A 22,617-nucleotide genomic window follows, 5' to 3' on the forward strand; every position below is an offset into this window, starting at 1 on the left:
AACCTACCTGTCCTCGACGGCTTCGCGCGCCCCCGGGTCAGTCCTTGCGCCGCCGGGAGCTCAGGGCGAACAGCCCCGCGACCCCGACCACGACCATGGCCGCGGGCACGATGCGCTCCAGCCGCGGCGCGCCCTCCTCCGTGACCAGCTGCCTCTTGGCCTGGCCGACGAGCCGCGTGATGCCGACGTCCATCCGTGCGAGCGTGTGGTCGACCCGGGAGGCGACCTTGGCCTTGGCATCCCCGACGATCGTCTTCGGGTGCACCCGGACGCCGATCTCGTCGAGCGTCTCGGCGAGTGCTTCGCGGCGGCGCTTGATGTCCGCCTCGATCTGCGCCGGAGTTCTGGTGTCCGGTGTGCTCGACGTGTCCGCCACCGCGCTTCCTCCGTGGTCGTTTGCGACGTGTTCCGTGCAATTCCTGCATCTGTGGTCGACAGTCTGTCAGCTTCGTGCCGAACGCACTCCTCGGCACCCCTGCGGAGCGACCGGAGCAGCCTGCTGCCCAGGCGGGCAGCGGCCGGGCACTAGGCTCGTCGGGTAACCCGCCCCTGCCCTGTGAGGTACCGATGAGCGAGCGACTCCAGCCCGGCGACACCGCCCCCGCCTTCACTCTGCCGGACGCCGACGGCAACCAGGTCTCCCTGGCCGACCGCAGGGGCCGCAAGACCATCGTCTACTTCTACCCGGCCGCGTTGACCCCGGGCTGCACCAAGCAGGCGTGCGACTTCACGGACAACCTGGAACTGCTGGCGGGGGCCGGCTACGACGTCATCGGTATCTCCCCGGACAAGCCGGAGAAGCTCGCGAAGTTCCGTGAGAAGGAGTCCCTGAAGGTCACCCTGCTCGCCGACCCCGACAAGAAGGTCCTGGAGGCGTACGGCGCGTTCGGTGAGAAGAAGCTCTACGGCAAGACGGTCGTCGGTGTCATCCGCTCCACGGTGATCGTGGACGAGGAGGGCCGGGTCGAGCGCGCCCTGTACAACGTGAAGGCGACCGGCCACGCGGCGAAGATCATCAAGGACCTGGGCATCTGAAAGACCCGGGCATCAGAGGGGTCCCGCGACGACCCGAGCGTCCCTCCCGTGCGAACGGCCCGCACCGGTTCGATCCGGTGCGGGCCGTTTCACGTGCGGGGGGAGGGGGAGTTCGGGGCCCGTTCTAGTGCTTCGGGCTCAGCAGGCCCAGGCCACCTGCCCCGCCCGTCGTACCGCCCGTGCCCGTTGTACCGCCCCCGCCCGTCGTACCGCCCCCGCCCGTCGTACCGCTCGTTCCGGTGGTGCCCCCGGTGCCGGTCGTTCCCCCGGACCAGGGGGTGCCCCCAGTGCCGGGCGTGCCGGGCGTGCCGCCTGTTCCGGGGGTGCCTCCGGTGTCCGGCGTGCCGCCCGTCCCGGTGGGGTCGCCGGTACCCAGGGCGCCCCCGGCTCCCGTCGCGCCGCCCGTGTCCGTGCCCCCGGTGCCGGTCGTGCCGCCCGTCCGAGAGGCGCCGCCGTCCGTCCTTCCCTGGCTGTTCCGCTCGCCCGTCGAGCCGCCGTCGTCCTCGTCGTACGGGTCCTCGCCCAGGTACTCGTCCTCGGGGTCCCCGGGCTCCTCGGTCTGCTCCGCCCCGGCCTGAAGACGCAGGTCGAAGTCCTTCACCGGCTTGTTCTGCAGAGCCTGCCTGGTGTACTGCGCCCAGATCTGCGCGGGCGCGCCGCCGCCGTTGATGCGGGCCAGGCCCATCGAGTTGTACAGCGACTCGTGCTTGCCCGAGTCGGGGTTCTGGCCCATCACCGCGACCACCGTCGCCAGATCCGGGGTGTAGCCCGCGAACCAGGCGGCCTGGTCCTCCTCCGCCGTGCCCGTCTTGCCGGCGGCGGGCCGGCCGGCGTCCTGTGCGGCGGTCGCGGTGCCGTTGTCCACCACGCTCTGCAGCATGACCGTGGTCGTGTCCGCCGCCATGCGGCCCACGGCCTCCCGCGTCTGCCGCCGGGGCAGCTGGACGTCCTCCGTGCCGCCCTTGGAGATTTTCTCGATCAGGGTGTACGGGACGTACTTGCCGTGGTTGGCGAGCGTCGCGTAGGCCTGCGCCATGTCGAGGACGCTCGCGGTGGCCGTGCCGAGCGCCATCGAGGGGGACGGGTACAGTTCGGGCGTGCTCTTCGGCAGACCGAGGTCGATGGCGGTCTGCTTGACCTTGGTCGGGCCGACGTCCACCGCCATCTGCGCGTACACGGCGTTCACCGACCTGTCCGTGGCCTCGCGGACGCTGATGTCGCCGTACGAGCGGCCGTCCTCGTTCTCGGGCGCGTACGGCGTGCCGCTCCAGCCCTCCACGGGACGCTCGTTCGTGCCGTCGTACACCGTGTTCGGGGTGATCGTCTCGCCGTACTGCGTCTCGGAGAAGTGCTCCACGGCCGAGGTGAACACGAACGGCTTGAAGGTCGAGCCGACCTGGTAGTCGCGGCGGGTCGCGTTGTTGACGTACTGCTTCGTGTAGTCGATGCCGCCGTACATCGCGACGACCTTGCCGGTGGCCGGGTCGATGGAGACGCCGCCCGCGCGGACGTAGTTGTCGGCCTTCCGGTTCTTCTTGTCGAGTTTGCTCATCACCTGGTCGTCGACGGCCTTGACGAAGGCGTCCTGCGCGGGCTTCTGCAGGGTGGTGGTGATGCGGTAGCCGCCGCCGCTCAGGGTGTCCTCGTCGAGGATCTGCTGGGAGGTGAGGTAGCCCTTGATCGCCTCGACCAGGTAGCCGCGCTGACCGTTCATGCCGGCCCCGGACACCTGCTGCCCGGGCGCGGGGAACGTCACCTTCTGCCGCTCGGCCTGGCTGAGCCAGTGCTTCTTGACCATGCCGTCGAGCACGTAGTTCCAGCGGGACACTGCCGACGCCTTGTTCTCGGGGTGGGCGACCACGTCGTACTCGCTCGGCGCGTTCAGCAGGGCGGCGAGGTACGCACTCTGGCCGACCGTGAGGTCCTTCGCGTCGACGCCGTAGTACGCGTGTGCGGCGGCCTGGATGCCGTACGCGTTGCGGCCGAAGTAGCTGGTGTTGAGGTAGCCCTCGAGGATCTCGGCCTTGCTCTTCTCGCGGTCCAGCTTGATCGCGATGAAGAACTCCTTCGCCTTCCGGGTGAGGGTCTGCTCCTGGCCCAGGTAGTAGTTCTTCACATACTGCTGGGTGATGGTCGAGCCGGACTGCTTGCCCTTGCCGGTGGCCGTCTTCCAGGCGGCGCGGATCATCGCCTTCGGGTCGACGGCGGACTCGGTGTAGAAGTCGCGGTCCTCGGCGGCGAGCGCCGCGTGCTGGGCGTGCTGGGAGATCTGCGCGAGCGGCACGATCTCGCGGTTGACCGAGCCGTCGCGGGCCAGTTCGCTGCCGTCCGCGTACAGGTACACGTTGCTCTGCTTGAGAGCCGCCGCGTTCGCCGCCGGGATCTGGACCAAGTAGTAGCCCAGCGCGAGCAGGCCGGCCAGGAGCATGACCCCGATCACGAAGGCGCCGAGCGTCATACGCCAGGTGGGGATCAGCCGGCGCCATCCTGTGCGCCCAGGCCGCTTCGGCCTCTCGCCGGGGGAGGAACCGGGAGCCGCGGGGTGCGGCTCTGTGGACGCCTCGCCCGGGCTGCTTCGCTGCGCCTCATCGCTCATCGTGGTGCCGGACTCCCGTTTCGCGTCGTATGTTCCCGTACGCCCTCGAACGCCATCTGCGTCCCTCTGATTGAAGACTGTCCCACCAAGTGATCCGTTCCCGGCACGAGGGACATGTCGCGCGGAAAACGTGTGGTACGCCACTTGCGCGGCACGCTAGGCTCCTGCGCTTCGCCCAGCATGCGCCGAAGGAGGGTTGACCGTGGGGACAGGACGGTTGTACGCCGCCGTCGCCGCCGGTGGCTTCCGGCGGTACGCGACCTATCGAACCGCGACCGCGGCGGGAGTGTTCACCAACACAGTATTCGGGGTCATCTTGGCGTACACGTACCTCGCCCTGTGGCAGGAGCGGCCCCATCTCGGGGGGTACGACGAGGCGCAGGCGTTGACGTACGTGTGGATCGGGCAGGCGCTGCTCGTGGCGGTCTCGGTGATGGGCGGCGGCTTCGAGGACGAGCTGATGGAGCGCATCCGTACAGGTGACATCGCGATCGATCTGTACCGGCCCGCCGATCTGCAGTTGTGGTGGCTGGCCGGGGACTTGGGCCGGGCCCTGTTCCAGCTGCTGGCCCGGGGCGTGGCCCCGATGGTGGCCGGCGTGCTCCTCTTCCCGCTCGCCCTGCCCACCCGTCCGTTGACCTGGCTGGCCTTCCTGGCCGCCGTGACGCTCGCCGTGGTGGTGAGCTTCGCGATCCGCTTCCTGGTCGCGCTCTCCGCGTTCTGGCTGCTGGACGGGACGGGCGTCGCCCAGATCTCGTGGATCACGGCGACCTTCTGCTCGGGGATGCTGCTGCCGCTCAACGTCTTCCCCGGCGCGCTCGGCGAGATCGTCCGCGCGCTGCCCTGGGCGTCGCTGATCCAGGCGCCCGCGGACATCCTGCTGGGCGCGGCGGATCCGCTGCCCGTGTTCGCCCGTCAGTTGGCGTGGGCCGCGGCGCTGCTGGCGGCCGGGCGGATGCTCCAGTCGGTGGCGACACGGCGGGTGGTGGTCCAGGGTGGCTGAGACGGCGTACGGCGGCGCGCGGCCGTATGGCCGGATCCGCGAGGGACTGCGTGCCTACCGGCTCATCACCGCGATGTGGATCCGCTCCACGATGGCGTACCGCGCCTCCTTCGCGATGACCACCCTCGGCAACTTCGCGGCGACGGCATTGGACTTCGTCGTGATCCTGCTGATGTTCTCGCGGATCGATGCGCTCGGCGGGTACCAGTTGCCCGAGGTCGCCTTCCTGTACGGCCTGTCGGCGACCGCCTTCGGGCTCGCGGATCTCGCGCTCGGCTCCATGGACCGCCTGGGGCGGCGGCTGCGCGACGGCACGCTGGACACCCTGCTGGTGCGTCCCGCGCCCGTCCTGGCACAGGTCGCCGCGGACCGCTTCGCCGTGCGCCGGCTCGGCCGGCTCGTCCAGGGGGTGTGCGTCCTCGGGTACGCCCTTTCCGCGCTCGACATCGCGTGGACCCCGCTCAAGGTGGCGATGATCCCGCTGATGCTGCTCAGCGGAGGCGCGATCTTCTGCTCCGTGTTCGTGGTGGGAGCGGCCTTCCAGTTCGTCGCGCAGGACGCCTCCGAGGTGCAGAACTCCTTCACCTACGGCGGTCAGACGCTGCTGCAGTACCCGCCGAGCATCTTCGCGAAGGAGCTGGTGCGCGGCGTGACCTTCGTGCTGCCGCTCGCCTTCGTCAACTGGCTGCCCGCGCTCTACGTCCTGGGGCGGCCGTATCCGCTCGACCTGCCCGCCTGGGTCGCCTTCACGCCGCCGCTGGTCGCGGCGGGCTGCTGCGCCCTGGCGGGACTGGCGTGGCGTGCGGGACTGCGTTCGTACCGGAGTACGGGGAGCTGAGGGGATCGATGAACAGTGGTTTCAGGGGCGCTGCCGACGCGGGCGGTGATGCCATGGAGGGTGCCTTCATCGAACTCGACCGGGTCGAGAAGGTCTTCGACGTGCTCAAGCGGACCGGGTTCCTGCGCCGTGAGCGGCGGCAGGTGCGGGCCGTCGACTCGATTTCCTTCACCGTGGCGCGCGGCGAGATGGTCGGCTACATCGGGCCGAACGGCGCCGGGAAGTCCACCACGATCAAGATGCTGACCGGGATCCTGACGCCCAGCGGCGGCCGGCTGCGGGTCGCCGGGATCGACCCCTCCCGCGAGCGGACGCGGCTCGCGCAGCGCATCGGGGTGGTGTTCGGGCAGCGTACGACCCTGTGGTGGGACCTGCCGCTGATCGACTCCTACCGGCTGATGCACCGCATGTACCGCATCCCCGACGCGCGTTACCGCGAGAACCTCGACCGCTGCGTCGAACTCCTCGAACTCGGCAGTCTGTTGGACGTGCCGGTGCGGCAGCTGTCGCTGGGTCAGCGGATGCGTGGCGATATCGCGGCGGCGCTGCTGCACGATCCCGAGGTGCTCTACCTCGACGAGCCGACCATCGGCCTCGACGTGATCTCCAAGGCCAGGGTCCGGGAGTTCCTGCGGGACCTGAACGCCGAGCGCGGCACGACCGTGCTGCTGACCACGCACGACCTGCAGGACATCGAGCAGTTGTGCTCGCGGGTGATGGTCATCGACCACGGGCGACTGATGTACGACGGTCCGCTCGCCGGGCTGCACGAGGTGGGCGACAGCGAGCGCACCCTCGTGGTCGACCTGGAGCGGGAGTTGCCGCCGATCGAGGCACCGCCCGCGCGCGTGGTGAAGGTGGAGGGGCCGCGGCAGTGGCTGGCCTTCCCGGCGTCCCGGTCGGCGGCGCCGCTGGTGGCGCGGATCGCGGCGGAGTATCCGCTGGTGGACCTGTCGGTACGGGAGCCGGACATCGAGGCGGTGATCGCGAAGATGCTGCATTCGCTGGAGGATGCCGCGCCTCAACTCCGGTCGGAGCGGACGGTGTCGTAGCCGCCCGCCCGGCGACCTCGTAGGCTGGCCGCATGACCGACGCCGTGTCTCCCGGGGGAAGCGACGATCAGCGGCCGACGCCGCAGGCCCCCGCTCAACCCGCCCCGGACCTCAGGGCTGCCGACGCCGACCGTGAACGGGTCGCCGAGGTCCTGCGCGACGCCCTCGCGGAGGGCCGTCTCGACATGGAGGAGTTCGAGGAGCGGCTGGAGGCCACCTACCAGGCGCGGACGTACGGCGAACTGACGCCGATCATCCGGGACCTGCCGCTCGCGGGAGCCGTGACTCCGCCCGTCGTCTCGCTGGTCAAAGAGCCTGTCGAGAGCGGGAGTTGGGCGGAGCGGATCGTCGGCGACGGAGGGGCGTGCGGGTCGTCCTCGTGGGCCGTCGCCGTGATGTCCGGCTTCCAGCGCAAGGGGCGCTGGACGGCGCCGAAGCGGTTCAACTCCTTCGCCTTCTGGGGCGGCGGTGAGATCGACCTGCGGGAGGCGAACTTCGCGCACCGCGAGGTCGAGATCAACTGCATCGCCATCATGGGCGGGATGAACGTCATCGTGCCGCCCGGCGTCGAGGTGGTGGTGCGCGGCATCGGGATCATGGGCGGCTTCGACCACCGCGAGGAGGGCGTGCCGGCGGAGCCGGGCGCGCCACGTGTGATCATCACCGGGTTCGCGTTCTGGGGCGGTGTCGGCGTCGAGCGCAAGGTGACCCGGGCCGAGCGGCAGCGACTGAAGGAGGAGCGCCGCCAGGAGAAGCTGGACCGCAAGGCCGCCCGCCGGGAACTGCACGCGTCGTTCCGCGAGGACATGGAGGAGGCCCACCACAAGATGCTCGAGGGCCACCGGGATCTGCTGCGGGAGCGGCACGAGGAGCGCCGCGAACTTCATCGGGAGCGCCGGGAGACACGCCGGGAGGAGCGGGACCGGCGGCGGCGCGGCGAGTACTGACCGTCCGCTCGGCGCCCGTCACGGCTGCACCGATGCCGCCCCCTTCAGCGAGGCCGGGTCGAAGACCTCCGCCATGCGCCGGAAGCCGCTGTCGCCGGGCGCTCGTCGCAGACCGTGTCCCCGCGTATCCGCGTGTTGACGTCCCTGCGCACCCGCTCGCGGTCGGCCCGCCGGCCGCGGTGCCCCTGGAAGGGCATCGCCGTCGCGGGAGCCCGAGGCGCCGACGTCGACCATCATCGTGACGGGTGATGCGGAGGAGGATGTTCGGGGGACCCCTGAGCGGAACCCTGAAGCAACCCTGAGAAGCCCCCGAAACCCCTCCCCCCGGACAGACGCCGGGAACTCCTGTTCCGTTCCGGGAGTCGTCAGCAAGGGACAATGTGTAGGGGAGGACACGAACGGGTGGAGTGGATGGAACGTACGAAACCGGAAGAGAAGGGTGCCGTGGGGCGGCTCACCGGCTCCGGCACCCCCGAGACCGAGGCCGCCGGACGGGCGGCCGTGCCGGGCCGTGCCATGACCACCTTCACCCCCGCCGACGAGGAGAAGCGCCGGGGCGTACGCCGGATGAAGAGCACGGCGACCGGGCTGCTGGTCCTGGTGGCGGTCGTGTACACCCTCGCCAAGTGGGCGCAGAGTGCGGGCGCGGGCGCGTGGGCCGGCTATGTGGCGGCGGCCGCCGAGGCCGGCATGGTCGGCGCGCTCGCGGACTGGTTCGCGGTCACCGCGCTGTTCCGCCATCCGCTCGGCCTGCCCATCCCGCACACCGCGATCATCCCCACGAAGAAGGACCAGCTCGGCGTCTCGCTGGGTGAGTTCGTCGGCGAGAACTTCCTGTCCCAGGAGGTCGTACGGCAGCGCCTGCGCTCTGTCGGCATAGCCAGCCGGCTGGGCGCCTGGCTCGCCGAGCCGGAGCACGCGGACCGGGTGACGGCGGAGCTGGCGACGGCCCTGCGCGGGGCCCTGACCGTGCTGCGCGACTCGGACGTCCAGGCGGTGGTCGGCGAGGCCATCACCCGGCGTGCCGGCGCCCAGGAGATCGCGCCCGGCCTCGGCAAGATGCTGGAGAAGATCGTCGCGGACGGCGGGCACAGACGTTTCGTCGACCTGATCTGCGTCCGCGCCCATGACTGGCTCGTGCTGCACGACGAGCAGGTCATGACCGCCGTCCAGGGCGGCGCCCCCGGCTGGACCCCCCGTTTCGTCGACAAGAAGATCGGCGAGCGCGTCTACCGGGAGCTGCTCCGCTTCGTCACCGAGATGCGTGACGCGCCCGAGCACCCGGCGCGCGGCGCCCTCGACCGCTTCCTCGCCGACTTCGCCTCCGACCTGCAGTCCGACACCGACACCCGGGCGCGCGTGGAGCGCCTCAAGGGCGAGGTGCTCGGCCGCGGGGAGGTCCAGGACCTGATCGCCTCCGCCTGGACGGCCGTACGGTCCATGATCGTGTCCGCTGCCGAGGACGAGCGCAGCCAGCTGCGGCTGCGCGTGCGGGCGTCGCTGCTGTCGCTGGGGCAGCGCATGGCCACCGAGCCGAAGACGCAGGCCAAGATGGACACGTGGGTGGAGGGCGCGGCGGTGCATGTCGTGACGACCTACCGCAAGGAGATCACCTCCCTGATCACGGAGACGGTCGCCGGCTGGGACGCCGAGCACACCACGCGGAAGATCGAGGCGCACATCGGCCGTGACCTGCAGTTCATCCGTATCAACGGCACGGTGGTCGGCTCGCTGGCGGGGTTGCTGATCTACACGGTGTCGCAGACGCTGGGGGCGTAACCCGCGGCTGCGCGGGCACTCGGGCCGCGCACCGCGTCACCCGGGGCCCGGCGTCGCCCCGAGGAGGCAGCCATGTCCGTCGGTACGACCCGGACCGGTACGGTCACCAGCGCCATCCCCGCCCGGCTCGACCGTCTGCCCTGGTCACGCTGGCACTGGACGATCGTGGTCGGACTCGGCACGGTCTGGATCCTCGACGGCCTGGAGGTCACGGTCGTCGGCAACATCGCGAGCCGTCTGTCAGAGCCGGGCAGCGGCCTGCCGATCACCTCCGGCGAGGTCACCGGCATCGCGGCGGCGCTGTATGTGGCGGGCGCGTGCTCCGGTGCCCTCATCTGGGGCCGCCTCACCGACCACTACGGCCGCAAGAAGCTCTTCATGATCACCCTCGCGGTCTATCTGAGCGCCACGGCCCTGACCGCCCTCTCCTTCCAGACCTGGTGGTTCTTCCTCTTCCGCTTTCTGACCGGCTTCGGCATCGGCGGCGAGTACGCGGCCATCAACTCCGCGATCGACGAGCTGATCCCGGCCTACTACCGCGGCCGTGTCGACCTGGTCATCAACGGCAGCTTCTGGCTGGGCGCGGTCGGCGGCTCGATGCTGTCGATCGTCGCGCTGAACACTCACCTCCTGCCCAAGGACGTGGGCTGGCGGCTGACGTTCGCCCTGGGCGTCGTCCTCGGCCTGGTCATCCTCGTGGTGCGGCGCCACGTCCCCGAGAGCCCCCGCTGGCTGCTGATCCACGGCAGGAACCAGGAGGCCGAACGGGTGGTGTCCGCGATCGAGCGGCGGGTCAGGGCTCAGAAGGGGCCGCTCCCGCGCCCTCACGGCCGGATCACCATCCACCAGCGCGCGAGCATCGGCTTCGGCACCGTCGCCCGTACGGTCCTCCGCGACTACCGACGCCGCGCGGTGCTCGGCTTCTCCCTCTTCATCGGCCAGGCCTTCCTCTACAACGCGATCACCTTCGGCTTCGGCGCGATCCTGACGAAATTCTTCGACGTCCCCACCGGCGACACGGGCTACTACTTCGCCGTCATCGCGTTCGGCAACTTCTTCGGCCCGCTGCTGCTCGGCAAGCTCTTCGACTCGCTGGGCCGCAAGATCATGATCTCCTCGACGTACCTGCTGTCGGGTCTGCTGCTGTTCGGCACGGCCTGGTTGTTCGGCCGGGGCTCGCTGAGCGCGGGCACGCTGACGGCGTGCTGGGCCGTGGTGCTGTTCTTCGCGTCGGCGGGCGCCTCCAGCGCGTATCTGACGGTCTCCGAGGTGTTCCCGATGGAGACGCGGGCCATGGCCATCGCCTTCTTCTACGCGCTGGGCACCGCGGTCGGCGGCATCAGCGGCCCGCTGCTGTTCGCGGACCTGACGAACACCGGCAGGGTCGGTGACACGGTCCTCGCCTTCCAGGTCGGCGCCTCCCTGATGTGCGCGGCGGGCCTGGTCGCGGCGCTGCTCGCGGTACCGGCCGAGCGGCGGGCCCTGGAGGACATCGCCCGCCCGCTGACGGCCGTACCGGCGGAAGCGAAGCGGCCGCCCTCGAAGTCCGCGTGAGGGGGCTGCGGCTCGCGGCGGTCTGCGGCAGGAGCCGGTCCCACGCCGCTACCCGCCAGGGGTGCTAGCCGCGCCGGTCGGCCACCGCCCACGAGGCCAGGGCGACAGCCCCGGTCACCCCGAACACGGCGGGCCAGGCGCCCACCTTCTTGGCCAGCGGGTGCGACCCGGCGAACGCGGCCACGTACGCGGCGGTCAGCGCCCCGGCCGCCACCCCGCCGGCCTGCTTGCGCCACTGCTGCGCGGCCGCGGCGCCCGCGACGGCCAGCACGACCCCGCCGAGCTGCCGCTTCTTGGTCCAGCGGGCGACCCCGTACCCGCCGACGAGCCCACTCGCTGCCACCACTGCCGTAGGAACCTTCGCCATCGCTGCCTGCCTCCTCGCTGGTGCATCTCCTGGTCATCCGGTGACCACGTAGCTGATCATTCCGGTGGTCATCCGGCGAAACGAGGCTAACCCCGCGCGCGGGGGCGCCGTGGTGCCGGGGTCGGCCGGGGCATGCCGCTACTCCGGCACGACGTCTCTCCATGCCGCCAAGTGGGTGACGCACGCCACACCCAACTGCTCGCCGGATCTGTCACATCCACCCGGGCCCGAACCGTCGATGTTGTGTAACCGCCAACACGGCAAGGAGATCCTCATGGAAGCCCGTCTCAACCTCTTCGGCAGCTCCGTCGCGACGCAGTTCGGGAAGTACATCAACTCGGCGGGCAAGGCCATCACGGGTTCGACGCTGCCCGCCGCGACACAGGAACTGGTGAAGCTCCGCGCCAGCCAGATCAACGGCTGCGGCTTCTGCACGGACATGCACAGCAAGGACGCCGCAGCGGCCGGGGAGACCTCGGTGCGCCTCAACCTGGTCGCGGCCTGGCGGGAGGCCACGATCTTCACCGAGGCCGAGCGGGCCGCCCTGGAGCTCACGGAACAGGGCACCCGCATAGCCGACGCGGCCGGTGGCGTCTCCGACGAGGCCTGGGCGAACGCCGCCAAGCACTACGACGAGGAGCAACTCGCCGCCCTGGTGGCCCTCATCGCCCTCATCAACACCTACAACCGCTTGAACGTCCTCGTCCGTCAGCCTGCGGGCGACTACCAGCCGGGCCAGTTCGGCTGACCACGCACCAACTACCGCCGTCGCGGACCAGCCACCGCAGGCACGGGCCAGGAGCCCGGAGGGCCACTGCCCCTCCGGGCTCCCGCCGTCTTACGTCCCCGCCGCCGCTACGGTCGGTGTCGGGGCTTTCTGTGAAGGCTGGTGGACAGGGAAGCCCTGCCCATGCGCCAGAGAGGCAACGCACGGGCGGGGCGCAGTCGGGACCGCGTACGGTGCGCACCGTGGGTTGGTCCCTCATCCGTTGCGGAACACGCCCAGCGATCCCGCAGCGGGCCTTGCAGCCCGTACGCGACGCTCATCCCCGAGCGGGGATGGTTGCGACCCGAAACGGGCGCCGGTGTGGGAAGCAGGTGGAACGATGGCTGAGCAATGCTGATCTCACACCGCACGCGAGGAATCGAGCGGACGCCTGCCAGGCGTTGGGAGTGGACGAAGAGATGTTGTGGCCGAAAGTGGTAACGGAAAGGGTCAAAACGGGCAACGACCGGGAGCTAGCTCACAGCTACCCATACCGGTCGGCATGCCCATCAACGGTCTGGGCTGAACTGATCGAATCGGCGAGCAAGGAGCTGTTCCTCGCCGGATACACGAACTACTTCTTCTGGACTCAGGTCCCGCATTTCGCGGACACAATCCGCCGCAAAGCTGAATCAGGGTGCCGGGTCCGGTTCCTGCTCGGTGACCCAGACGGAGAGGTCACCCGGCAGCGCGAGGAAATCGAAGATGTGGCTCTCTCGGTGTCTACGCGCATCCGCATCACGCTGGAGCACGTCGACCGTATCGGCCCACTGGAAGGCGTAGCGACGCGCCTTTCCGCCCCGTTGGACGCAATCAACCACGTGGGTCTTTCTGTCTTCCGGTTCGACGGCGAGGCGCTAGTAACACCCCATCTGGCGCGTCTCGTTGGCCACGATTCCCCGCTGTTGCATCTGCGCCGACACGGCAAGGGTGGCATGTTCGACCGATTCACCGAGCACGCCGAGGAACTGTGGGGGCGTGCGGTGCAACGGTAAGGCGCGGCACATCCAGAACCAAGAGAGCCCCGCGCCGGACACCGGAAAGGGCAGCGGGCACGGGGCCATCCCCGCGGGTGTGGGTGACGAGCACGGGGCTCTGGTCGTGCGTCGTGGCAGCCGTTCATGACGCCGGTCAGCCGAGCGGCGGCCTTGCCACCGAACACACCCACGCCGCAGTAGAACTCGACGCGGGTTCGGAAAGCGGGCTGTGTCTTCAACTGCCCGAGGACATCGACCATGACCCCACCGTTGGTGAGTCCAGTCACCGCCCGGTCTTCCTCGTCCGAACCGAAGCGGACCGCGTACATTTCCGAACCGTTCACAGTCGGCGCGAGAATGTCAGAGCCTGTACGAGTCTGCCCGGCGTCCAGAATAGGAATCCCGTTTCAGCGGGTGACTTCCTTACGCGTCAGGTCTTCCCGGGCCTGTTTGACTCCGCCGACCCTGCGGGCAGCCGCACGAATCTTCCCGAACCCGAGAGCGTTTGTGTAGATGGCTCCGTTGCTGCCGTCCAGGCCAGGCGCATGGTCAACGAGTTCTTCGAGTTTGTCGAAGAAAGCGTACGTGTCGGTGGTGCCGTTGCCGATAACCGGCATGTCGGCGGGGAGAACCTGTGAGCCGGCGAGCCGCTTTCGAAGACCGCCAAAGGACTTCGGATTGTTGGCGGTTTCACCGTTGAAGAACGTGTCCCTGCTGTCCTGCTTGTTCAGGTACATGCGGCCCCCGCACGAGTCGCAGTGGATGACCCGCAACAGCAGAGCATCCGTGTCCGAGCGTTCCCGGTTGTCGATGCTCCGCGCGCTGAGCACAGAGAGCCGGACACACCGCACACCCCGAAGGGTCACGGTGTAGACCGTGCCCGCGAGCGGGTTCCTTGGGGTGCTGATCGTCATCCCCTCTGCAACCACTTGGCGACGGGAATCGGGCCGTGTCCCCGGGGGTGTACCGGCCGGGGTGTGACACATCCGGAGAATGTGTCACGCGTGCGGGTCCCCCTGCCGACGAACGGTCGCCGTACGCCGCGTCCGTGGACGTGACCGCGCGGCTCGGCGATGTGGCTTATGGGTGCTGCTTCCGACCTGCCGCGACTTCACCACGGCTCAACGCGCATATGAAGCTGCGCCATGCCTGGGCCCGTACAGCGATGACGGGTCCGCCTGCGCGTTTGGAGTCGCGTACGAGAGCGCCTTGATCCATTGCCGCGCACTCGACGCATTCACCCCCGGCACCGTTGCTGTACGACGACGTGAACCACATCGGACGATCGTTGCCCGGAGCCTCTGCCTTGCTCAATTCGCGTATCCCTTCAGGATGGACTTGATCAACTGACTGGAGCGCTGAGGACTCAGGGCCGCGGCCATCAGCCCGTCGAACGCCCTGGTGTACTCGCGAACATGATGCTCGCCCTCAAGGTAGATGGCATCGGTAATGCCGTCCCGGTAGACGATGTCCGGGTCTCCCGGATCAGGGAAGCCGAGCATGGTGAAGGAGCCCGTGGCCGGATAGGTGTCGGAGTCGAAGGGGAGTACCTGCAAGGTCACACTCGATAGTTCGACCGACTCCAGAATGCGCTCGAGTTGCTCCCGCATCAACGCCCGATCTCCGATGACGTTCCGAACGGCCGCCTCGTTCACGATGAACCAGGCGTCGGGGGCCGAAGGCTGGGTCAGTATGGTCTGGCGTTCCATGCGTACGCGGACCGCGCGATCGATGGCCTGAGGAGACATGTGTGCACCGGTCTTGCACAGCTCAGAGGCGTACGCAGCCGTCTGCATGAGGCCGGGCAACAGCTCGCACTGGTACTGGCGAAGCGTCGAGGCGTCCTGCTCCAGACCGATGTAGATGTTGAACCACTCGGGAACGCCGGCACCGTGAACCTGCCACCAGCCGCGCGTCTTGGCCTGTCGTGCCAGTGACTTCAGGAACTCGCGCAGCTCGTCGCTGGTGTCGTAGAACCGACACAAGGCTTCGATGTCGGAGGGCTGGACCCTGCCGCTCCCCGTCTCCATCCGGTTGACCTTGGAACCGCTCCAGTCCAAGGCGTCGCCGACCTGGGCACAGGTGAGTGCGCTCAATTCGCGGAGCTTCTTGAGCTCGATCGAGAGTCGGCGGCGGCGTGCCGTCGGTGAACCGGCCATCTCAACCCCTTCAACGGTCCGTCGGATAGCGGGCGTTCAGTCTTACGCCAAGGGGTGTGCTTGCCAATCACTCAGAAGTGGGAATCCCTTCGTGCACATTGCATGAAGGGATGCGCGACCGCCATTCTGGCGGTCAGTGATGCTCACGGTGAGTGTCCACAGCGCTCCGCTAAGTGGGTGGAGTTGGCGTACGACGGGAGGGGTCCTCGTGATCCATGAAGCGTGTATGTCACGGAGGCCATGGGAAGTGGCCTTCGCCGCCGAGCCCGAGGAAGTAGCCGCCTTGCGCCGCATCATGCGGCTGCACCTTGGGATCTGGGGCTTGCATGACGTTGTCGATCAGGCCCAACTCTGTGTGAGCGAGCTTGTGTCCAACGTCATCACGCACGTCGGTCACGGCACCCCGGCGACCCTGGCGGTCTCCATGAACGGCACCCATCTGCGCATCGAGATCCACGATCCCGACACGCGCGCCCTTCCTGCTCTCATCGACGCGGACTGCGACGCCGAGGCCGGACGCGGCATGGCCCTCGTCGACGCCGTCGCCGACCGCTGGGGTGTCCAGCTCTACCCCGATCGGAAGGGCACCTGGTGCGAGCTGGCCACGCGGCTCACCTCGCCGCACGGCCATGTGGGAGGCGCAGGTGTCACCCGGGCTGAGGCACTGCTCAGCCTCTATACGGCGTCTCGTCTGCCGAGTGAGCCGAGTTCGAGCAAGCTGAGAACGTTGATCACCCAAGACATGGTGGTCGACGCCTTGACGGACGTTCTTCACTGGCTGCGGGCTCATGGCTGCGACGCGGACGAGGTTTTGGACCGTGCCCAAACGCGCTTTGAGGTGCAGATCGAGGGTGTCGGGGGCCTGCCCTGCCGAACCGTACGGTGAGGAAGCCCTCGACAGGGCAGCAGGAGGATCACCTCTCTGCTCGCTCGAGAGCTTCTCGGGCGACCTCCTTACCCGGTGGCGATGGCCGAATACGTCCACACATCGGCCGGAAGTTCGTGCTGGAGCTCCCAGGTGATCGCCATCGGCTTGCTGCCGGTGTGCTTTTTGTAGGTGGCCGGTCCCAGGAGCATCCAGGGTTCGGACTTGCCGATGCTGTTGTTCTTGTACCGGCGCAGGAACAGCAGGACGTGGCTGCCCTCCTTGGCATGCCGCTGGTAGCGCAATCCCGTCGGGGAGTTCTCCGGCGTGGTGCCCTGCGACTCCCAGTGGAACCGGGTGGGGCTGAGCGCGTAGTCCTTGTAGCGGACGCTGGGCGAGAAGTCCCTCTCGTTCTTCTCCTGGGTGATGAGAAGGGCGTTGGTCTTGATGTCCTCGACCCAGGTCACTCCTTGGGCGAAGACCCCGGGCATCTGGCCGCCCAGCCGGGCCACTCCGAGGGCCGCGAGGATCTCAGAGCGGTTGTAGGCGCTGTGGATCTTCAGTGGGAGGTGGTTGAGTGGTCCGTCCAGCGGGATGGGGAAGTGGTCGGTTCGATCGAGGACGTACAACAGGACCTGCTGCAATTCGTTGCGGAACGCGTGTTGGGCGCGCAGCGACTCAAGGCCTTCGCGGTAGCTGGAGAAGCCGCCCGCCTTGTCCCACAGGTTGAAGAACAGCATGCGGGCGTAGACCTGGTCGGTGGGGGAGAGTGAGTCGTAGTCGGGGGCGTCGTCTGCGAGGAGGCGCAGATATGCACGGGCCCGCTCGTGGTCGTCCACGTGGAGGAAGGCGTGGACACGCTTGAGGAGCTCCTCTTCCCCCGGCACACCGGAGTCCTTGACGAGCCTGGCTTTGCGCAGGACGGCCGTCCAGGAGTTCTTGCTCTTGTAGAGCTCCTTGATCTCGCGACGGCTCTCACGCAGGTAGTCGGTCAGCTTGGGTGTGCTGTAGTCCCTGACCTCCTTCGCAAGCGTGTTGATCGTGGCGTTGAGCTGCGTACGGATGTTGTCGAGGACGAGGTCCTTGGACTTGCCCTCCAGGAGGATCTGACAACCGGAGGGCAACTGGGGGAAGTCACGCTCGATGCTGTCGACCAGGCGGTTGCGGGAGAGGTTGGTCAGGGCACGGAACTGCTCCTCGAAGCGGAACTCCGCCCTGTGCTGGCCGATGAAGTCCAGCACCGTCAGGACCGGCTTGTTCGGTGTACGGCGCAGCCCGCGTCCCAACTGCTGGAGGAAGACGGTCGCGCTGTTCGTGGGGCGCAGGAGGAGCAGGGTGTCGACGTCTGGGATGTCCAGGCCCTCATTGAACAGGTCTACGGAGAAGATCACCTGAATCCGGCCGGCCTTGAGGTCGTTCAGCGTGCGCTCGCGCTCGGCGGGATTCGAGTCGCTGTCGAGCGAGGCGGCCTGGAACCCTGCCTCGCGGAAGCGGTCGGCCATGAAGTGCGCGTGCTTCTTGGTCACACAGAAGCCCAGCGCGCGCATGGCGGCCGGGTTGGAAATCTTGTCCTGGACTTGTTTGATGACGATGAGAGCCCGTGCGTGGCTGGCCGTGTAGACATTGCCGAGCTCATCTCGATCGTAGGAACCCGCTCGCCAACTGAGCTGGGAAAGATCGGTGCCGTCTGGAACCCCGAAGTAGTGGAAAGGGCACAGCAGATCGTTCTCCAAGGCTTCCCACAGCCGCATCTCGGCGGCGATCCGACCCCGGAAGAACTCGTCCTGCACATTGCGCCCGTCCATCCTCTCGGGCGTCGCGGTGAGGCCGAGAAGCTCGGTCGGTTTGAAGTGGTCGAGGACGCGGCGGTACGTGCTCGCCGTGGCGTGGTGGAACTCGTCGATGACGATGACGTCGAAATGGCCTGGGTCGAGCTGTTCCAGCCGCTGGAGGTTGAGGGATTGGACGCTGGCGAAGACATGCGTCCACTCGCGAGGGTCTTCCCCGTTGTAGAGCAGCTCACCGAAGGAGGCGTTGCCGAGTACCTCGCGGTAGGTCCGCAAGGACTGCCTCAGGATCTCCTTGCGATGGGCGACGAAGAGCAGTCGCGGGAGTTTGCCGCCGAGCTTGTCGCGCAGGCTCCGGTAGTCAAGGGCGGCCATGACGGTCTTGCCGGTACCGGTTGCCGCAACCAGGAGGTTCTCGTGATGGCCGCGGATCTCACGCTCGACGCGTAGACGCTCCAGCATGTCCCGCTGATGCGGGAACGGCTGGACTTCGAGTCCGGACAGGCTGATCTTGAGCTCGTCACCCGACCCCTTGCCGCCCGCCCGGGCCAACGCGTCGGCGAGTCGCTCCCCATCCTTTTCGGGGTCGTACGACTCGAAGGCGACATCCTCCCAGTACGCGTCGAACGTCGCCTCGAACTTGTCGATCACCCGGGGGGTGGCGACAGACGACAGCCGTACGTTCCACTCCAGGCCATCGAGTAGTGCGGCTTTCGACAGGTTGGAACTGCCCACGTAGGCCGTGTCGAAGCCGGTCTTGCGACGGAACAGCCAAGCCTTCGCGTGCAGACGCGTCGACCGAATCTCGTAGTTGATCTTCACCTCGGCACCGAACTCCCGGACCAGGCGATCCAACGCGTAGCGATCCGTGGCGCCGATGTAGGTGGTCGTGATGACTCGGATGGGGACGTTGCGCTCTTTCGCCGCGCGCAGCGCGTCCTCCAACACGCGTATACCGTGCCACTTCACGAACGCGCACAGCAGATCGATGCGGTCGGCCGTGGCGAGCTCGGCGCGCAACTCGGCACCCAGATTCGGGTCGTCCGGTGCGTTGGTGATCAACGCCGTTTCCGAGAGCGGGGTCAGGGGGCGCATCGCGTAGACGCCGGGCGCTTCTTGTTCGGCGAGGGCGAGTAGTTGCCGTGGGCCGTCGACGATGGCGCCGAGGGTGGCGTCCGCATCCGGGTCGGGTGCGCTGGCCGCCAGCGCCTGCATGATCTGGTTGGCGGCGGCCACCTGGTTCTTCTGCGGCAGTTGGCTGAGTCGGCGCCCAACAGCCTCGCCGATGTGTCGGGCCAGGACGTGCGGTGCGGACTCTTCGCTGACCTCTGCGTCGACGGCCTTCCAGCCTGCGGCTTCGAGGCCCTCCAGCCGATTGTGCAAGTCCTGAGTGATGAGCTGCTCGTAGACGCCCGCGACCGGCTGTGTCACGTCCCCCGATTCCGTCACGACTGCTCCTTCGAATCCCTGGTGAACCCTCGAGCGCGAACTCTCGCGCCGATACGGATCCGTTCTAACAGCCGTCACCGACAACCGGACGTCCCGCGACGAAAGTTGAACGTTTTCAGACGGGTCGTCTGCGCGCCGCGCTTGCACCAAATCCGCACAGCCGGAGTCCCCGGACCGCGGGAGAGGCAAGCCGTCGCGAGATGGGCAGATCTGTGCCAGGCACGGCTCCCGCAGTGCCTGGTCCCGACCTCCGAAACCGGCACAGATCTGCCAATCGGAATCGGTGTCTCGGGGAGCGGGCCGCGAAGGTCGAACCTGCGAATCCTTGTGGGATGGCTACGCGTCTACCCCGTGGCACCCCTCATAGGCCCGCCCCGACCCACACCAACACCCAGCCCCCCGCTCCGGCGGCCAAGCCACCGCCCGCCCCCGTGCAGCCAGCGTCGTCGCGTACTCGGGCAACAGCGCCGCGTCCTCCGGGGACGCGCCCTCCGATGCCGCGAACGCCTCGTACGACGGCACCGTTCCCGTCACGATCCCGATGTTGGGCGTGCCCGAGGCCGCCAGTTCCCGCAGGGACGTCTCTATCGTCGCCAGGTGCTCCTCGTGGGAGGGGTACTCGGCGGCCAGTGACGGGTACGCCGCGATCAGCTCCTCCAGCTCCGGCGCCGACCAGTGCAGGACCGCCACCGGGAACGGGCGGGACAGGGCCTCCCGGTATACGCCCAGTTCCGCTCGCAGGCGGCTGATCTCCGCCTCCAGCTCCGCCGGGTTGTCCGAGCCCAGGGACCAGATGCGCTTCGGGTCGTGGAGCTCGTCCAGGGTGACCGGCAAGGAGTGGAGGGTGTCCGCCAGCGTGTCCCACTCGTCGTGGGCGGCGGCCAGCATGCGGCGGACCCGGTGGCGGCCGTAGAGGAGTGCGTGCGTGGACTGCGGGGGCTCCTCGGCGTCGCCGAGCAGGAGCCTGAGCCCCTCCGTGAACGTCTCCTCCGCCGCCTCCAGCTCGTCGTGCGACTCCAGGGACTCCGCCACGATCACCCAGGGGGCCGGGTGCCGGGGGGAGGCCGCTCGGATGCCGTCGATGATCGCCCGTGCCTCCGCCTCGTGGTCGTACTCCCACAGGTTCGACGCCTTCAGGGCGCGTACGAGGTGGGGGTTCTCCAGCGGCTCGGAGGACGACAGCAGGCGGTCGTACAGCGCGGTCGCGCCCGAGCGGTCGCCGGCCAGCTCACGGTGGGCCGCGGCCTGGAGCAGCAGGTGCTCCGCGTCCGCGGGATACAGGCCGGCAGCCCGCTCCAGGCGTGCTGCTTCGGCGTGGTGGTCGACGTTCTCGGCAGGCGTGTCGGGGCGCATGGTTGACACCGTACTGCTGCCGACCGGCAAAGGAGAGAGATTCGCAGGCCAGGGGTGCAGGAGGGGGTTGAGGGGGCTGTCACACCGGGTTGCCTGCCAGGGAACGGGGCGCGACCCGTCGGCCTCGTGTGCCGGCCGACACCTGGCCCGGCGCAGCGGGCGGTCGTCACAGGAGCAGCGCCGAGCGGACGAAGGCGGCCCGCACAGGATGGGCGGAAGGCCGCGAACCGTCGCAGGTGCGCGGCGCATCGGCCGCCCCGGTGGGACCGCGATCCGGGGCGGCCGATGTGCGTGGCTGCCGCGCTACGTCGTCGTCGGCGCGGGAGTCACGCCGGCGCGGCCGACCGCGGCCTTGGTGAGGACCGCGGAGGTGCCGACAACGGTCCCGGCCGGGCCTGCGTCGCCGGCTTCGGTGAGGACCGATCGTTCGCCGAGGAACGCGTACGTGGTCCGGTCGAAGATCCACTGCGTTTGCCGCCCGTGTGCCGTACGGGCGACGGCAACGCCTTCGCGCCCCGTGGCGTCGGCTGCGGCGTGGATCACCGTGACCCCGGGGATCTTCGCGGCGGCCTTGTAGAGCGCGGAACTGACCTGCGGTGGTGCCCAGGTCTCGGCCAGCAGGTCGCCGATCGCGGTGAATGCTCGCTGGTCCGGGTCCTGGCCCTGTCCGCGGGTCTCGTCCCGGATCAGCTTCAGCAGGGCGTCAGGGTCGGTGGGCAGCGACGCGACGTACTCGTAGGTCGGGTCGTCGATCGACGGGCCCTCCTTGCCCAGGCTGCTCGGGCGGGGCGTCGCCCCTGGGCCGTCGAGGGTGTAGACCGGCGCGTCGGCGCCGAGCGGGGTGTCGGGCCGGCCCGCCTCGCGCAGCAGGCCGGGGCGACTGCCGTCGGCGGACAGCCACACCTGCCGCGTGTGCACGGGAGGCATGGTGATCGGGCCTCCTGCGGCGCTCTGCCCGGCATAGGCGACCTTGCTCTCGACGTACACGAACTGGCCGGAACGGACGGCGGGTTGCTTCTTCTCGGCGGCGGCGAGTGCGATGCGGTCGAGGAGTTGCGTCGCTTCGGGCGTACGGGGGGTGCCGCCACCCGTGACCGCGGTAGTGCCGCGCCCCGGTGTGTCCGTGAGGTTCGCTGCCACGACGCCGCAGACCGCCAAGGTGCAGGCGACGGCCGGCACTATGACCCGGACCAGTCGCCGGCGCGGGCGCGAGGCCCGGGTGGTGACGCGGCCGGACGGTTCGGCAAGGGCGGCTTTACGCAACAGTGCTTCCCTCAACAGCAGTTCACGGTCGGGACCCAGGCCCGGGACCGGTGGCGGGGGCAGCAGGTCTGCGAGGCCGAGGCGTTCGGTCTCCTCGGACCGGTGGTCCGTACGGCGCCGCGGGGTGGTGTTCATCCGTGGTTCTCCTGGATCGACCACCGGGCCGCGGGGACGCGGTCCGGTACTGGCTTGTCGGGGGTGGTGGAGGGTTCCCCGCTGTGCGTCGCGGGCGTCCGTTCGGCTCGGGCCTGCGGAGCCTGCGAGCGTGTGGTCCGGGTTTCGGCGTCGGCAAGCCCGCGCAGCCGGGTGCGGGCGCGGGACAGGCGTGACCGGACGGTGCCGACCGGCACGCCGAGTGCCTCGGCCGCGGCCGCGTAGTCCAGGCCGGCCCACACCACGAGGGTGAAGACCTCACGGTCGCGGCGCCGCAGGCGGGCGAGTGCGGTGTGCGCGGCGCGCAGTTTCTCGGCGTCCGCGAGGTGCGTGACGAGATCGTCGGCGAAGTCCGGAATCGAGCCGCGTTCCGGGACGCGGGCGAGTGCGATCTCGCGGCGTCGGCGTGCGCGTGCGTTGCCGCGCATGATGTTCGTGGCGATTCCCAGCAACCACGGGCGCAGACCGTCCCCCTCGGGGTGCAGCTTCTCCCGGCCGCGCCATGCCTCCAGGAAGGTCGCCGAGACGACGTCCTCGGCCTCCGCCCAGTCGCCCGTCACGCGCAGGGCATAGCGGTACAGCACTTGTGCGTGCTCGTCGTACAGCTCTCCCAAGGCGTCGCGGTCTCCGCGGCGGAAGCGATTCCTCATGAGTGATTCCACACTCTGCTCTGC

The 22,617-nt window shown here is 68.9% G+C and carries 20 protein-coding genes; 10 read left to right on the top strand and 10 right to left on the bottom strand.

The window, feature by feature from the left end; translation table 11 throughout:
• Window positions 1-37: 37 nt before the first annotated feature.
• Window positions 38-376, bottom strand: coding sequence for a DUF3618 domain-containing protein (locus BIV24_RS23135; protein ID WP_071368341.1), 339 nt, complete (start codon window positions 374-376; stop codon window positions 38-40).
• A gap of 191 nt (window positions 377-567) precedes the next feature.
• Here BIV24_RS23135 and bcp point away from each other — a divergent pair, with 191 nt between their 5' ends.
• A complete protein-coding gene (gene bcp / locus BIV24_RS23140) occupies window positions 568-1,035 on the top strand; it encodes a thioredoxin-dependent thiol peroxidase (protein WP_071368342.1) in 468 nt (155 codons plus the stop codon).
• Window positions 1,036-1,159: 124 nt separating this feature from the next.
• Here bcp and BIV24_RS23145 read toward each other — a convergent pair whose 3' ends face one another.
• A complete protein-coding gene (locus BIV24_RS23145; protein ID WP_071368343.1) occupies window positions 1,160-3,631 on the bottom strand; it encodes a transglycosylase domain-containing protein in 2,472 nt (823 codons plus the stop codon).
• A gap of 202 nt (window positions 3,632-3,833) precedes the next feature.
• On the opposite strand from BIV24_RS23145, the gene BIV24_RS23150 reads away from it, so the two are divergent.
• From BIV24_RS23150 to BIV24_RS23175, 6 genes are all read left to right on the top strand, one after another.
• The gene (locus tag BIV24_RS23150) at window positions 3,834-4,634 is read left to right on the top strand and encodes an ABC transporter permease (protein WP_071368344.1); all 801 of its coding nucleotides are present in this window, start codon (window positions 3,834-3,836) and stop codon (window positions 4,632-4,634) included.
• Entirely contained in the window at window positions 4,627-5,472 is an 846-nt protein-coding gene (locus BIV24_RS23155; RefSeq protein WP_071368345.1) for an ABC transporter permease, read from the top strand. The genes BIV24_RS23150 and BIV24_RS23155 overlap by 8 nt, the downstream gene beginning before the upstream one ends.
• An 8-nt stretch (window positions 5,473-5,480) precedes the next feature.
• Window positions 5,481-6,524 (top strand): ABC transporter ATP-binding protein, encoded by a 1,044-nt coding sequence (locus BIV24_RS23160; RefSeq protein ID WP_245766912.1) that lies wholly within the window; start codon window positions 5,481-5,483, stop codon window positions 6,522-6,524.
• Between the two features lie 32 nt (window positions 6,525-6,556).
• Window positions 6,557-7,471, top strand: coding sequence for a DUF1707 SHOCT-like domain-containing protein (locus tag BIV24_RS23165; RefSeq protein WP_071368347.1), 915 nt, complete (start codon window positions 6,557-6,559; stop codon window positions 7,469-7,471).
• Between the two features lie 378 nt (window positions 7,472-7,849).
• A complete protein-coding gene (locus tag BIV24_RS23170; protein WP_071368348.1) occupies window positions 7,850-9,250 on the top strand; it encodes a DUF445 domain-containing protein in 1,401 nt (466 codons plus the stop codon).
• 72 nt (window positions 9,251-9,322) lie between these two features.
• Entirely contained in the window at window positions 9,323-10,804 is a 1,482-nt protein-coding gene (locus BIV24_RS23175; protein WP_071368349.1) for an MFS transporter, read from the top strand.
• A gap of 64 nt (window positions 10,805-10,868) precedes the next feature.
• On the opposite strand, the gene BIV24_RS23180 is transcribed toward BIV24_RS23175, so the two are convergent.
• Window positions 10,869-11,171 carry a hypothetical protein gene (locus BIV24_RS23180; protein WP_071368350.1) on the bottom strand — a complete coding sequence of 101 codons (303 nt, stop codon included), beginning with the start codon at window positions 11,169-11,171 and terminating at the stop codon, window positions 10,869-10,871.
• Window positions 11,172-11,445: 274 nt separating this feature from the next.
• Between BIV24_RS23180 and BIV24_RS23185 the strand changes: the two genes are divergently transcribed.
• Window positions 11,446-11,919 carry a carboxymuconolactone decarboxylase family protein gene (locus BIV24_RS23185; protein WP_071368351.1) on the top strand — a complete coding sequence of 158 codons (474 nt, stop codon included), beginning with the start codon at window positions 11,446-11,448 and terminating at the stop codon, window positions 11,917-11,919.
• Window positions 11,920-12,356: 437 nt separating this feature from the next.
• Window positions 12,357-12,932, top strand: coding sequence for a DNA-binding protein (locus BIV24_RS23190; RefSeq protein ID WP_071368405.1), 576 nt, complete (start codon window positions 12,357-12,359; stop codon window positions 12,930-12,932).
• 389 nt (window positions 12,933-13,321) lie between these two features.
• On the opposite strand, the gene BIV24_RS23195 is transcribed toward BIV24_RS23190, so the two are convergent.
• The 3 genes from BIV24_RS23195 to BIV24_RS23200 form a co-directional block, all read right to left on the bottom strand.
• Window positions 13,322-13,828 carry a hypothetical protein gene (locus BIV24_RS23195; protein WP_071368352.1) on the bottom strand — a complete coding sequence of 169 codons (507 nt, stop codon included), beginning with the start codon at window positions 13,826-13,828 and terminating at the stop codon, window positions 13,322-13,324.
• Window positions 13,829-13,994: 166 nt separating this feature from the next.
• Window positions 13,995-14,192: a DUF397 domain-containing protein gene (locus BIV24_RS32370; protein WP_079168470.1), complete on the bottom strand. Its 198-nt coding sequence runs from the start codon at window positions 14,190-14,192 to the stop codon at window positions 13,995-13,997.
• Between the two features lie 32 nt (window positions 14,193-14,224).
• Window positions 14,225-15,073 carry a helix-turn-helix domain-containing protein gene (locus BIV24_RS23200; protein ID WP_071368353.1) on the bottom strand — a complete coding sequence of 283 codons (849 nt, stop codon included), beginning with the start codon at window positions 15,071-15,073 and terminating at the stop codon, window positions 14,225-14,227.
• A 226-nt stretch (window positions 15,074-15,299) separates the two neighbouring features.
• On the opposite strand from BIV24_RS23200, the gene BIV24_RS23205 reads away from it, so the two are divergent.
• A complete protein-coding gene (locus tag BIV24_RS23205; protein WP_071368354.1) occupies window positions 15,300-15,959 on the top strand; it encodes an ATP-binding protein in 660 nt (219 codons plus the stop codon).
• Between the two features lie 68 nt (window positions 15,960-16,027).
• Here the strand turns inward: BIV24_RS23205 and BIV24_RS23210 are convergent, their stop codons facing one another.
• The 4 genes from BIV24_RS23210 to BIV24_RS23225 all read right to left on the bottom strand — a co-directional run bounded on the left by BIV24_RS23210 (window position 16,028) and on the right by BIV24_RS23225 (window position 22,593).
• On the bottom strand, window positions 16,028-19,174 hold the full coding sequence (locus BIV24_RS23210) for a DEAD/DEAH box helicase (protein ID WP_071368355.1): 3,147 nt from the start codon (window positions 19,172-19,174) through the stop codon (window positions 16,028-16,030).
• A gap of 336 nt (window positions 19,175-19,510) precedes the next feature.
• Window positions 19,511-20,527, bottom strand: a complete 1,017-nt coding sequence (locus BIV24_RS23215) for a hypothetical protein (RefSeq protein ID WP_071368356.1) — start codon at window positions 20,525-20,527, stop codon at window positions 19,511-19,513.
• A gap of 303 nt (window positions 20,528-20,830) precedes the next feature.
• Window positions 20,831-21,925, bottom strand: a complete 1,095-nt coding sequence (locus tag BIV24_RS23220; protein WP_071368357.1) for a CU044_5270 family protein — start codon at window positions 21,923-21,925, stop codon at window positions 20,831-20,833.
• Window positions 21,922-22,593, bottom strand: coding sequence for an RNA polymerase sigma factor (locus BIV24_RS23225; protein WP_107459655.1), 672 nt, complete (start codon window positions 22,591-22,593; stop codon window positions 21,922-21,924). Before BIV24_RS23225 ends, BIV24_RS23220 begins: the two co-directional genes overlap by 4 nt.
• Window positions 22,594-22,617: the final 24 nt, after the last annotated feature.

This window comes from Streptomyces colonosanans, from assembly GCF_001866645.1.
In the GTDB taxonomy this organism is placed as follows: domain Bacteria; phylum Actinomycetota; class Actinomycetes; order Streptomycetales; family Streptomycetaceae; genus Streptomyces; species Streptomyces colonosanans.